The sequence below is a fragment of the Fusicatenibacter sp. genome, from assembly GCF_977045365.1.
In genome coordinates this window covers 33,371-45,800 of record NZ_CDRRUH010000009.1, presented here as the reverse complement: position 1 = coordinate 45,800, position 12,430 = coordinate 33,371, and the positions used below count along the sequence as shown (strand labels likewise).

Below are 12,430 nucleotides of genomic sequence, written 5' to 3'. Positions count from 1 at the left end.
TACGCATCATAAGGAGGATACGGCTATGTCAAAAGAACCAACAACCAATTCACAGGGCTTATCGGAAGAATGTCACGCTATGATTTCCCGGATTTCACATGAGGTTCGAAATCCTGTTGCGATTATCCACAGCTTTCATCAGCTTCTTCTTTTAGCGCATCCGGAGCTTTCCAACGATCTCTATTTTCAGAAAATCCAGGAAAATATGGCTTTTCTGAACTCCCTGCTCGATGAGCTCTCCTGCTATAATCATTCCTATCGGGCGGTACGCGCTTACGTGAATCCTTATCTTCTGCTCCAGAATCTCTGTGCCGATACCGGCGTTCTCCTCGAAAAACAACAGGTTTCCATTGAACTTGTCAAGGAATCTGCCATTCCGCGCTTTGCCCTTGATACCACGCAATTTCGTCAGCTTTTTCTGAACCTGATCCGAAATGCGGCGGAAGCAATGCCTTCCGGCGGAACGATCAAAATCTCTCTCTGTTTCGACGGTGACTTTCTGACCATCCGTGTGCAGGACACTGGCTGCGGAATCCCCGCCGAGGATCTGCCGACTCTCTTTGACCTTTTTGTCACACATAAGAAAAACGGAACCGGCCTTGGACTTGCCATCTGCAAGGAAATTGTAACCGCACACGACGGCACGATTTCTGTTTCTTCCGTTCCCGGGGAAGGAAGCACCTTTACGGTCGTTTTCCCCTTTTCCTGATCCTTGCCATTCCCGGATAGAGAACCGCCATCAGGACTGCACCTGCCAGAAAACCGCCGATGTGTGCGAAGTTGTCCACATTTGAAGACTGGAATCCGACCAGCAGCGAAAGGACAGCCATGACGGCCATCCGCCGGAAGGTGAGATCCTCCAGCCTTCCTTTCCGAAATGCCAGAAGAACGAGCATCGCTCCGACTGCTGAAAAAATCGCTCCCGAAGCGCCGGCGGAAACTGCCGGTGCTTCCCCTGTTTTCATCAGGGACAGTTCATGCAGATACGAGCACAGATTTCCGACGAGTCCGCCGCCCAGATAGATGACCAGATAACGGATCTTTCCAACTGCGCGTTCCAGGTAATCCCCAAGGAACAAAAGAAGCAGCATGTTGTTGATCAGATGCCGGATGCCAAAGTGAAGAAACATACTCGTAAACAGGCGATAGTATTCTCCGCTCTCAATCAGCGGCGCATACGCCGCACCGCAGTCCATCATATGTCTGGAGCTCTCTGTCCCTCCGGTCAGTGTGACTGCAAGGAATACCAGAATATTGCATACGACGATGACCAGATTGATGCTGTTTTTTGATCTCTTCCACATACGGTCCACGATATCTTCGTTCGGATCGTAACTGTTTTTCCTTGGTTCTTCCATTACATCATTTCCTTATCTGTGCTATTTTTTTATTATAATTTAATTCATTTGTAAATGCAAGAAATCGTCAAATTTTTTTCTTTTTCGATAAACGTTTTTCGACAATTATTGACGCTTCACGACGGCTTTCGACGTTTTATGACGTTATTTTTTACATTATTTCTCTTTTTAGTTTTATGCATAATTTTCTTTGCAATAATATTTTTGTTTCATTCGCATAACTTTTTTCTTCGATCATTCTGCCATATTGTTTCAACTCACAGTCGGTATTTCACGGAGTCTGACATGTCGAAAATAGTTTGACTGTGACTTGCCTCATGTCAGTGGAAGATACCGATTTCTCTCCGCCCGCCACTGCCGTTATGTTTCTTTTAGCAATTCATCCCACCGCTTCAGAAACGGGGGACTTCTTGTCTACTGGTGTTAAAAATGACGCATTACACTTTCTCCAAATCGAAAAAGTGTAATGCGTCATTTTTCTCTAATTTCTGTTTTTCTCTCCCGCCTTATACCGGTATTTCTTCCCGGCAAATGAGATATCGTCTCCATCTTCCAGCTTCCTTTTTGTCTCGCCCATCAAAGGAACGCCATTCACCGTTGTTCCGTTCCGCGAATTCAGATCCAGCAGATAATCTCCCTCTTCTGTACTGACCAGCTTTGCGTGAAGGCGGCTTACCGTACGGTATGGCAGAATTACATCTGCCGCCGCTGACAGTTTTCCAATCAATGTGCTTCCGCGTTCAATCGGAATCAGAGGAAGATCAATCGGATCTATCGGAATCAGATATGCCCTTCCCTCATCCTCCGGGCTGGTCAGCAGTTCCGTTTTTCCAAACAGATCCTCTTCCTGCCCCTCCAATTCCATCAGGCTGTGCATTTTTCTGTTTTCCTGTTCTTCATTCTTTTCCCATGTCTTCTCTTTTTCGACTGAGGAATCCCTTCTCCATCCCTGCTGTTCTGTATCGCTTTGCGGATTCCATGTTCCATCTTTCTGTTTTAAGCTCTTCCGATTCTGATATTCCGAAAATAGTTCCAATGCCAGACTTACAATTCCCACAACAGCCGCCGCTCCTCCCAGCACCAGATACCAAACGGTTTCGGCCTGTGTCCACCGCAGTGCCAGCACACCTCCCAGAAATCCGATGCAGATCACTGCTTCCACAATATTTTTCCAGTTTCCCTCATCCTTTTCTTCCTCCGCTTCCACAAAAAAATTTTCCGCCGCCGCTTCCGCTTCTCGTTCTTCCCAACGCATTTCCTCCATCTGTACAGGCGGATTTTCTTCCCTGGAACGCTCTTTTCCCTCCTGCTCCGTCGTTTCTTTTTTCTCTTTCCCTGTCTGATATAAGAGTGCCTGAATCGTCTCAACCGAAAAGATCTCCGCCGAAATCTCCCGATACAGCCCATACCCGAGTACCACCGCATCCTGCTCCTGGTGATCCAGCTTCGGCAGCAGATATTCCATCAGCTCCCGGATCTGCTTCTGAAAACAGCCGGTGTGTCCCTGCTTTCCCGGCAGATAACAGAAGGAAAAGTTCTCCAGATTTGCATCTGCAAAAACCAGCTCCGGCTGCAGAACGAGACCGTCCGGCACAAGCAGGTACTGCCCCAGTTCTTCGAGAAGATCCAGCAGCTGTTCAAACAGTTTCCGCAGTACCTCCGCCCCCATCGAACGCTGTTCAAACACACTCTGAAGCGACTGCCTTGATGTCACCTCATAGTAAAACAGTGTTTTATCATCCATTTTCCCGATTTTGCAGTCCAAAAGCCCTGGGATTGCGTTTGTCAGCAGCATACGGATCTGATACGACGCCGTGTCCGGCTCTTTTTCCTCCTGTAAAATAACATACGTATGGTTCAAATCTCTTTTATAATCAATCTGCATTTCTCCGCTTCCGTCCTTACTTCTGGTTCCAGATCTGTTTTACTGCCCGTATCTTCCGGATCGTTTTCACCGGATTGTTTCTCCTGCTTTCACTCAAAACCGAATATTCCCATGCGTTCCGGCTCCAGATTGGCAGAATGTTTCCTTCTGCTTTTATCTGAATCTCTTTTTCTCTGCATTCCGTCTGTACAGTCACCGGTTCAGCCGGAAGCGGTATCTGGGAAATCCACCACTCCATCCGGCTTTGGGAGGCTGCCTCTCCTTTTTCCACAGACAGCCGTCCTTCACTTTCAGCAAGCATTGTACTTTCATATGCCGCAAATGTATACCAGCTCCGTGCGTGCACAAAAAAGGTCAGCGACAGCAGAAGAAAAATCACCATCAGAACAAGCGGCACGACCAGAACTGCCTCTACCGTAATACTTGCTTTTCTCATTTTCACTTTCAAAGCAGTCCGCACCTCCCCACAAATCCAAGCAGCAGAAACGGCACCAGCGGTATGGAATCCTGTTTCCGTATTTTCTTCCGCATCAGAAGGACTCCGCAGAGTACCGAACAGAGAATGAGTCCCAGCGTCAGAACGCCGAACGTCTGCCCAAATCCCAGCCAGATTCCAACCGTCAGAAGCAGAAGGCCGTCCCCGTATCCCACCTGTTCCCGTGATATATAACTGAGCGTCAGAAATCCCGCTCCCGGCAGCAGGGACAGCAGCCATTCCAGCCACGATGTCTGTTCCACCAGAATCTGCCATCCAATGCCTGCCAGAAACAAGGCACCTGTCAGAACAAGGCTGATCTGTCTTTTTCTTACATCCATTCCGGCAAGAATCCCCAGATACAGCAGTATAACGGCGCTCTTTACTTCTTCCTGATACACAGTCTCCGCCTCCTTTTTACAAACCCAAGTTTCTGTTCACCATCTTTCTTTCCGGTCGCCACGGCAGGAATACACCTGCTCACATCCGCCCATATCCTGCTTTCTTACGCCGCCTTTTTCGCGCATTTCGAGCACCGCGGCAGTCCATCCGTCTGTTCCAGTGCTACAAGTTTTACTTTACGTTTCAATCCTTTGCAGGAAAGACTGTTATGATACCGGTTTCCGTATTTCGTATAGTAAACTTCTGCCCCCACAGCGCCATTTCCCACGCACTGTTCACATTCCTTATACTTTTCCCCATCCTGATTCCGTTTCCACGCAAGCGCACCCGGTGAGGAAACATGGATCGAAAGATTGATATGACTGCACGACGAATCGGTATGATACACACTGCCGTTCTCAGTCACCCACACCATCTGTTTTGCTTCGCCCTCTTCCTCGTCCGCCTCCTCTTCTGTCTTTCCGCAGAACAGATGCACTTTCGCACACGCCGCAATTCCCCGGTTCCGCACCGGAACGAGGCGGTTTCCCATTTTCGGCCAGTAAATGGCTTTCAGTTCCAGCCATCCATTTTTCACACGGCTTCCCGCCAGCGTCACCGTTCCATTTTCGCGGATTTCTTTTGGAATCTTTGCTTCTGCATAAGCAATGCATGCGGCCGTTTCCGGTATTTCATACGTTTCTTTTCCCGTCTCGTCCACCGCGTAGGCACAGACGGAAAGATACCGCGCGGACTCCTGCAGAGATACCGTCAGCATTCCATGCAGCCGGTAAAGATCTACGATTTTTAATAACACAAGAACCGCGATCAGAAAAACAGGAAGTGCCAGTGAAGCTTCCACCGTCAGGCTTGCCCTGTTCCATTTTTGTTTTACAAAAGGCTGCTCTCCTGATCCGGATTTATAAAAATTCCCGGAAGAGTGGATAAGTTTTTTAATAAGGTTCCAGAAATAAATGTGCCGTTCAGAAGAACACCCTTTTGTATCCCTGCCGGAGTCATCCCATCTTTCAGGCTGCTCCCTGCATCTCATATCCATAATTTCTCGTAATCTCATACTCTCGTTTCCCAATTACCGCCGTAAAACCGGCTTCCAGTTCATCAACACAGCAATCCAGTCGGAAACCCGGCTGCTGCTGTTCTGTCCGCATATTGTATTCCACCAGATCCATCGCTCCAAACGTTACTGCTTTTCCCGATTTCTGCATCAAAAGCAGCCGCAGATAGTCGGAATACTCCATGCCGCCCGGTGCATTTTTTCTGCTCTGATCCCCTGTTTCCAGCAGTTTCGGAAGCTGTTCCAGAGAAAGCTGCCACGATTCCGCCGTTTTGAACAGTGCTACTTTTCCACCGTCCAGCAGTTCCCGCAGATCCAGAATGCTTTCTGCAAATGCCCAGCACACGGCAAGCGCCATTTTCACAACCGTCATCGCCGCCGGAACTCCAAACGACGCGGCAATCACCCCCGCCATCGCTTCCATCTCGCTCTGCTTCTGCGCATCTTTCGCCAGATACACCAGATTTGCCGCCTCCCGCAGCACCAGCAGACGGTTCACGGTTCCCGCCAGATTATCCTGGTCACTGTTTTTTTCACAGAGCACATATTCCACCTGGCACTGCAGCCCCTCCTTCTTCTCCTTGCTGGTATAGCAGGGGAATTTCCACAGAATATATTCGGACGAAAGCATCTTATCCACAAAGCTCAGTTCTTTTCCACGCTCTGCCATGCCAAACCCGCTCTGCAGCTCCCGTTTTGATGCAAGAACCGATACATCCGTTTCCCCCTGCGGCAGTGCCTGCCCTTCCGGGAGAACCAGTCCTAAAATTCCCATTTTCATCACTTTCTGAATGACCTCAATCGGATTCACAAAATCTTCCGGTACCGGCTGCTTCTGATCCGGTTCCGAAGGCGTGCCGTTTCCAGATTCTCCTTCACCTTCTGTTTTTTCTGTTCCCTCTTCTGGCTGTTTGGATTCTTCATACTGTTTTAAAACCTCCTCTTCCTCGTAACCGCTCTGTCCGTCCTCCTGACGTTTCACGGTTTCCTGTTCTCCTCTTAATTTCTGGGAAAGCTGCTGTATTCCATAAGTTCCAAGGCTGGCTTTCATTGCCTCACAAATCTGACGGGAGAAAGCACTTCCCTCCTCGTCTGTCGCAAGACGATAGCCGCCAAGATAAACTTCTGTAACCTGTCCGCCAGATAAACTGCCTGATAGAATTCCCATCCCCGATGCAGTGGGGGACAGAACTTCTCCCGCAGTTTCTGCGACTTTTCTGCTCATGGTTTCAGGTTTCCAGACACCGCTCTTATCCCCGCCGTTATAAAAAAACAGCTCGTACTGTCCCAGCAGTGTTCTGTCATACCCGGCAAACAGAGAATACAGTCCCTGTTCCATTGCGCAGGCCGTCATCACCCGTGCATGGGCATTTCGCACCGACGCAATTGTCCCGGAAATCAGGGAAAGCATCAGTATCAGAACGAGACACAGATATGCTGTTATGCTTCCGGCTGCCCATCTTTTCTGTCTTTCCGTTTCCCTCATGGGATACAGCTCCTTCCACTTTACTTTTACTTTTTCGAACTTTAGATGCCGTGGATCGGATAAAGGATATACCGAGACACAGATATGCAAATGACATATAGGTCCGTACCGGCTTCTAAATTTTTCTTTGGAGTTCCGTATTGGACATTTTCCCGTTTATACGGTGTTGCTCTGGTTTGTGACCTTCTCCATCAGGCTGTTGACCAGACTCACAAGCTGCTTTTTAAAGATTAGTACGAGTCCGATCAGCACAACGAGAATCAGAATCACTTCCACAACACCAACCGCATCTTCCTCTTTCCAGAACTCCGATATCAGCTTCATAATTCCCACCTCCCTCTCTTTACCAGCTGTTGTGGGGATAAAAACATCCCCTATGCATAAAAGGACAAAAATGCCGGAACCGTGAGTATGACCAATACAACCGCAAGCATCATGCCCATCGGAAGAAGAAGCTTTGTCGATGCCTTTTCTCCTGTTGTTTTCGCCTGCCTTCTTCTCTCCTCAAAGGCCTCCTGCGATTCCTGTTTCAATAATTCCAGCAGTCCTTTACTGCCTTTTTTCAGATTCTGCGTCAGCAGAACAGCAAGGGAACGATACGCTCCGGTTCCCATACGCATTCCCATGCGCTGGTACGCTTCCTGCTCGGAAACACCGTTTTCCATCTCCTGGCAGGTAAATACAATCTCTTCATAGGCAAAACGTTTCTGCCCGCCAAGCGCCAGATTTTTCCGGTAATCCACTGCAATCCGCTCGAGTACTTTCCGCATCCCAAGCCCGGCACCCAGAAGAAGAACCATTTTGCTGACAATTTCGGGATAATCCCGCAGCATCTGTTCTTCTCTTTTCTGCCTTGCTTTTTCTTCTTCCCTTCCTTTTGCCGCCCAGCAGGCTGCTCCTGCCGCCGCGGCAAGTGCCATCAGTTCCAGACCTGTCAGATCCGGCACTTTTGACCATGTTACAGTTTCTCCGTTCAGTGTCTCCGGCAGATAATAGGCTGTTTCTTCGGGATGTGCTTCGTTTTCTTTTTCCACTGCTTTTTTCAGTGCCTTAAGAACCGCATCCCTCCCTTTTATCTCCGGCGGATAGACCTGAACTTTCCGTATATATTCTGTTGTTTCCCCCTGAAGTTCCAGTTCCGCTTTCAGCGTAACCTCCACTCCTTCTTCGGGAATCTCGTCTGACAGCAAACCCCGGCTGTCAATCAACAACGGCCTGTCTGTTTCCCAGCTAAGCGCCACCGGGCTTCCCGGTATTTCCGTAACCAGATCCATGTTTCTGTTTACCGTATGAAAAGACAGATTCTCACCTAAGATGATTTCATCCAGTGCCTCTATCGCCGCACTGAACGCCTCTTCTATCTCTTCTGCGCTGTAAGTTCTTGCAGGTACAGACAGTGTAATTCTCTCCGGTTTCTGATTTCCAACAGAAACCTCAAGTTTTTCCTCTGTCGGTTGGCTGCCTAAGGCACCCCGTTCCAGTTGAAGTTCCGCTTTTTCATCTCCTGAAACTTTTCGCACTCCGATCGGAAGGCAGAGTGCAGTGCCCGCTATAAACCCTGTCGCTGCAAGGCAGAAAATCCGTCTCACCAATTTGTGATCTTCCGCCTTTTTTCTCATCCGGAAATACCAGATGAACAGCCCCGCCCATGCGGCCAGACAAATCCACAACATTTGATTCCTCCCCTTTTTGCGGACGAATCGTTATGATTCGCAGTCTTACTTTTTGTTTCAACTCACAGTCGGTATTTTCACGGAGTCTGACATGTCGAAAATAGTTCGACTGTGACTTGCCTTATGCCAGTGGAGGATACCGATTTCTCTCCGCCCGCCACTGCCGTTATGTTTCTTTTAACAATTCATCCCACCGCTTTAGAAGCGGGGGACTTCTTGTCTACTGATGTTAAACTCTAATTGCTTCTTAAAACTCAATATCCAGAATCTTCTTCCCCAGCACCCATGCCGCCAGATACACGGCAAGGCATCCGCTCATGAAGAAAACCCCGATTACATTCCCATACATCACACTTAAGAATTCAGGAAAGGAAAGCTGTACATATCCCAGAATTCCAAACGGCACAACACTCATAATATTCTGCTCGAACCGCCGGGAAGAAACGCCTGCGCGGATTTCCCGCATCGTGTCAATTCTCGTACAGAAAATATCCCACGTATTCTGAAAGATCTCGCAGACATTTCCCCCCGTCCGCTTGGCAATTACCAGTACGCTCGCAAACGTCTCGATATCGTCAATGCGGCTCCGCATCGCAAGATCCAGAAACAGCTGTTCCACCGGCACGGAGATCATCATTTTATGCCGCATCCGACGCAGTTCCTGTACCAGAATGTTTTCTTTTCCCAGCGACTGTTCCAGCTGTCCTGCTGCCTCCAGCACTGCATTTTCCATCGAATAGCCGGAACGCAGTGCCGTGTGCATCCACGCAATCAGATCCCGGAAGCTGTCGTACAGCTCCTCTTTCCGTCTCTGAATACGGCTTTTCCGATACGTGTGAAAACATACGATTCCAACCGGAACCACAGCAATGCATGCCCACCACGCCCGGTAACAGAGCAGGTTCACAGCGGCGGCAATCCCAAGACTGATTCCCGCTATTTCGAGATATTCCCGCCCGGTAAATTCCCAGGTCTGATAGTCGATCCCCTTTATTTCCTTCTCCTCTGCCATGCCCGTCTTTGCCGGGCTTCCCGCACGTATTCTCATCCTGTTTTCCCCTCCAGTTTTTCTCTGTGTACCAGTTCGCCTGTTCTTTGCAGGCCTTTCCCATACTCTCTTCGAAACAAAGAAACCGTTTTGATTTCGTCCTCCTCCATCCCTGTGATCTCTGCGATCTCCTCCACCCGACGGCTTCCATCCTCCCCGCGCCCCAAATGCACGAGAATTTCAATTCCCGATGCAATCTGGCGGCGGATTGCTTCCAGCGGAAGCTGCACTCCCATCAGCACCATCGTTTCCAGACGGGAGATCATATCTTTCACGCTGTTTGCATGCGCCGTGCTCAAAGATCCCGCATGCCCGGTATTGAGTGCGGATAATAATTCAAACGTTTCCGCTCCGCGCACTTCCCCAATAATGACACGATTCGGCCGCATACGCAGTGCCGCGCGGATCAGATCGCGGATCGTAATTTCTGTTCCTGATTCCAGATTTGCCTCTTTTGCTTCCAGCCGCACCAGATTTTCCACACCCTGGATCTGCAGCTCTGCATTGTCTTCGATGGTTATGATGCGCTCGCCCTTTGGAATGTAGGCGGAAAGCGCATTCAGAAATGTCGTTTTGCCAGATCCGGTCGCCCCGCCGATCATCATGCTGTAACGGGTCCGGACGAGGGCCTGCAGAAACTCTGCCGCCTCTTTTGTAATACTCCCGATGGAGACCAGAAATTCCATCGTCACCGCCTGCTCCGGAAAGCGGCGGATGGTCAGAATCGGTCCGTTTAACGCGACCGGTTTCATGACAACGTTGACGCGGTCTCCATTTTCCAGCCGTGCATCCACAATCGGGTTCTGTTCATTCACCACGCGGTTGCACCGGCCTACAATCTGCTGAATCACATCCTCCAGCTTTTCCGCGGAGGTAAAGCTTTTGCCGTATCTCTCGATTCTGCCGTTCCGTTCCACGAAGATATGCTGATAGCCGTTTACCATAATTTCGGTAATTCCCGCATCTTCCAGCAGCTCCTGCAGGACATCGAGCCTCCGCACACTGTAGAACAGCTGTCTGCGCAGCTCCGCCTTCTGTGCCACCGGAAGATACCGTGTTTCTTCTTCCCCTAAAATCAGACGGTCAATCTCTTCGAGAACCTCTCCGTCATCCGGTTCGGATGCAATATCGATCCGTTCCATCAGTTTTCTCCGCAGAATTTCCGGCATTGTCATGTTTCTTCTCCTCTTCTGCCGTCCCGCAGAATCTGGCGCACATAATCGCCCAGCTCGCTCCAGACAAGCTCCTCAAAGTAGGCTTTTCCCGTCCGGTTTGCCGTGTGGAACGGAACGTGGATTTTCCGCATCTTGTCCAGCACCGACTGGCAGTCCCACCGGCGCAGCAAATTTTCAAACTGCTCCATTTTTGCCGCAGAAATCACATCATTCCTTGTCGGAACGTAAATTTCATTGCAGAAATCCAGGATCTGATACAGATCCGCCACACCATCCCCCAGGTCGAGAATCAGCACTTCATAGCTGCTGTTCTTCTCAATCTCCTGAAACAGCCATTTCCATTCTTCGTATTTTGCAGTCTGAATATCCATCGGCGATGCGGCGGGCGGCAGATAATCCAGGTTCTGCATCGACTGGACCATTCCGCCCAGTTTGTAGATGATGCCCTGATTTTCCTGTCTCGCATAATACAGAATATCGCTCATCCCCCTGTCGTAACTGCATTCCAGCAGCCGTTCAAATCCGGAATAGCTCTCCATATTGAGATACAGCACTGCCCGCTCCTTCGCCAGAATCTGCCCCATCGTCAGGGCAAACGAGGTCTTCTGCGTCCGTCCGACCGGCGAATAAATGCCGATGATGCGCATTTCTTTTTTCGGCAGCAGTGCAGGCGATGTATCGACACCGTTTTCTACGCCGTAGCACGCCATGACCTCGCGGATCACCTTTTCCGACGACTGGTATTTGTAGACCGCCGGATACTGATCCAGCACCGGACTGTGTACGCCCTCAGACAGAATGATAATCTGACGGATCGGATACCGGCGGATCTCTTCTTTCATCGCTTTATCCGAAATCAGAAGAATCTCTGTTTCGTTATTCTTTGCGAACTCCAGAAACATCTCCGCACTGGAAAATGCATGCACTTCGAACGGAATATTTCTCTTCTGGTTCAGATATTCCATAAAATTGCGTGCATATTCCATTTCCGTGTCACAGACTGCAAAAACACTCTTTTTCTTTGCAGTATTCAATAAAATCCCCCAATCCAGAGCAGTACTCCCATCAGCACGGGAACGGAAAAATGGATGCACTCCATGCCCCACTTCCCATCGTAATAGGGAACCGGCTCTGTTTTTTTCTGGTATTTTCTTTTGGTAAAATAAGTTTGGAAATAATTGAAAAATTTGGTAAGACGCTGCGGCAAATTTCCGCAGACGAGAATAATTCCGATAGATAAGACCGCTCCAGACAGGAACGACACAATCATACATTTCAGGATCGCCGGTACACCGAGAAAGCCTCCAACAGCGGAAAGGAGTTTGATATCTCCCGCGCCCAGCATATGAAAATAGAACAGAATGTAAAGTGCGAGTATCGGGAAAAGCATCCCAAAAAGAAAAATACCCGCTCCCGCGGCGCCATAGCGGATGAGCTGTGTAACCAGCCCGGCGATCCATGCGGTGATAATCCATTCATTTGCAATTCTGCGTGTTCTTAAATCCATCCATACCGCCCCTGTCGCAACTGTCAGTACCAGACAGTGCTGCAAAGACATGTTGTCTCTCACCTCCCGTTTCGTTTGGGTCAACTTGATTGTGAGGTCATTATAGTTGCCTCTTTTCGATTTGTCCAGCGATTTTCAATAACTTTTTCCGGTTTGTGAATTGCCTCCAAAAACGGGATGAAAATTTCTCACACCAAAAAGAAAAGTCGTATGAAAGGTTTTCCGTTTTTCGCGGATTCGTAGAATCGTATCGCAATTTCCGCACTTCTTTTTGGCTATTATTTTCTGTTCTTTTTTATAAGAATTTTTGAAAGAAATCTGCCCCTGCGTGGTCTGCTTCTCTGTATATAAAAACAGACCGGAACCG

Annotated in this window: 13 protein-coding genes; 1 reads left to right on the top strand and 12 read right to left on the bottom strand. The window is 49.1% G+C overall.

Features of this window, described 5'->3' with window-relative positions:
* The first annotated feature begins 25 nt into the window (after positions 1–25).
* On the top strand, positions 26–709 hold the full coding sequence (locus tag ACY2VW_RS03725) for a two-component system sensor histidine kinase NtrB (protein ID WP_195530790.1): 684 nt from the start codon (positions 26–28) through the stop codon (positions 707–709).
* On the opposite strand, the gene ACY2VW_RS03720 is transcribed toward ACY2VW_RS03725, so the two are convergent.
* The 12 genes from ACY2VW_RS03720 to ACY2VW_RS03665 form a co-directional block, all read right to left on the bottom strand.
* A complete protein-coding gene (locus ACY2VW_RS03720; protein WP_461877081.1) occupies positions 684–1,358 on the bottom strand; it encodes a rhomboid family intramembrane serine protease in 675 nt (224 codons plus the stop codon). The genes ACY2VW_RS03725 and ACY2VW_RS03720 overlap by 26 nt on opposite strands.
* A 481-nt stretch (positions 1,359–1,839) precedes the next feature.
* Positions 1,840–3,243: a DUF6382 domain-containing protein gene (locus tag ACY2VW_RS03715; RefSeq protein WP_461877079.1), complete on the bottom strand. Its 1,404-nt coding sequence runs from the start codon at positions 3,241–3,243 to the stop codon at positions 1,840–1,842.
* Between the two features lie 16 nt (positions 3,244–3,259).
* Positions 3,260–3,685 carry a TadE/TadG family type IV pilus assembly protein gene (locus tag ACY2VW_RS03710; protein ID WP_461877101.1) on the bottom strand — a complete coding sequence of 142 codons (426 nt, stop codon included), beginning with the start codon at positions 3,683–3,685 and terminating at the stop codon, positions 3,260–3,262.
* A gap of 2 nt (positions 3,686–3,687) precedes the next feature.
* On the bottom strand, positions 3,688–4,119 hold the full coding sequence (locus ACY2VW_RS03705; protein WP_461877078.1) for a prepilin peptidase: 432 nt from the start codon (positions 4,117–4,119) through the stop codon (positions 3,688–3,690).
* Positions 4,120–4,223: 104 nt separating this feature from the next.
* On the bottom strand, positions 4,224–4,961 hold the full coding sequence (locus ACY2VW_RS03700; protein ID WP_461877076.1) for a hypothetical protein: 738 nt from the start codon (positions 4,959–4,961) through the stop codon (positions 4,224–4,226).
* 166 nt (positions 4,962–5,127) lie between these two features.
* Positions 5,128–6,660, bottom strand: coding sequence for a DUF5702 domain-containing protein (locus ACY2VW_RS03695; RefSeq protein WP_461877074.1), 1,533 nt, complete (start codon positions 6,658–6,660; stop codon positions 5,128–5,130).
* A 156-nt stretch (positions 6,661–6,816) separates the two neighbouring features.
* On the bottom strand, positions 6,817–6,984 hold the full coding sequence (locus ACY2VW_RS03690) for a Flp1 family type IVb pilin (protein ID WP_022461946.1): 168 nt from the start codon (positions 6,982–6,984) through the stop codon (positions 6,817–6,819).
* Positions 6,985–7,034: 50 nt separating this feature from the next.
* Positions 7,035–8,333, bottom strand: coding sequence for a type II secretion system F family protein (locus ACY2VW_RS03685; RefSeq protein WP_461877073.1), 1,299 nt, complete (start codon positions 8,331–8,333; stop codon positions 7,035–7,037).
* Positions 8,334–8,580: 247 nt separating this feature from the next.
* Entirely contained in the window at positions 8,581–9,381 is an 801-nt protein-coding gene (locus ACY2VW_RS03680) for a type II secretion system F family protein (protein WP_461877072.1), read from the bottom strand.
* The gene (locus ACY2VW_RS03675; protein WP_461877070.1) at positions 9,378–10,556 is read right to left on the bottom strand and encodes a CpaF family protein; all 1,179 of its coding nucleotides are present in this window, start codon (positions 10,554–10,556) and stop codon (positions 9,378–9,380) included. The genes ACY2VW_RS03680 and ACY2VW_RS03675 overlap by 4 nt, the downstream gene beginning before the upstream one ends.
* Entirely contained in the window at positions 10,553–11,590 is a 1,038-nt protein-coding gene (locus ACY2VW_RS03670; protein ID WP_243036516.1) for a P-loop NTPase family protein, read from the bottom strand. The genes ACY2VW_RS03675 and ACY2VW_RS03670 overlap by 4 nt, the downstream gene beginning before the upstream one ends.
* The gene (locus ACY2VW_RS03665; protein WP_022461951.1) at positions 11,587–12,114 is read right to left on the bottom strand and encodes an A24 family peptidase; all 528 of its coding nucleotides are present in this window, start codon (positions 12,112–12,114) and stop codon (positions 11,587–11,589) included. Before ACY2VW_RS03665 ends, ACY2VW_RS03670 begins: the two co-directional genes overlap by 4 nt.
* Between the last annotated feature and the right edge of the window lie 316 nt (positions 12,115–12,430).